Source organism: Paracoccus sp. S4493 (genome assembly GCF_000967735.1).
In the GTDB taxonomy this organism is placed as follows: domain Bacteria; phylum Pseudomonadota; class Alphaproteobacteria; order Rhodobacterales; family Rhodobacteraceae; genus Paracoccus; species Paracoccus marcusii.
Map to the genome: position 1 here is coordinate 1 of NZ_JXYF01000420.1, position 320 is coordinate 320.

Below are 320 nucleotides of genomic sequence, written 5' to 3' on the forward strand. Positions count from 1 at the left end.
GCTGGCGCAGCTTCTCGGCCGCCCTTGTGGCATGCGCGGTGATGGCCTGGGCCAGCGTGTCGAAACTGGTCATGGGCGTGCCCGCAGAGCGGGTGACGGCCATACCCTTGCGCTGTGGGGGCACGTCCTCAAAATCAATGCACGACAGCCCGCGCAGCTCGGCCACCAGGCGTTCAAGGACAACCGTGCCGATCTTGCGGCCAAGGGGCAGAGGCAGATCCCGCAAGTCGGCGGCAGACTTGATCCCCTGAGCCTTCAGCTTGGCCTCGGTCGCGGACCCGACGCCCCAGATTTCTCCGACAGGAATGCGACGCATTACA

Annotated in this window: 1 pseudogene; it reads right to left on the minus strand. The window is 65.6% G+C overall.

Annotated elements, in window-relative coordinates:
• Positions 1-320, minus strand: a pseudogene (locus TW83_RS21505) (Y-family DNA polymerase); the annotation flags it as partial.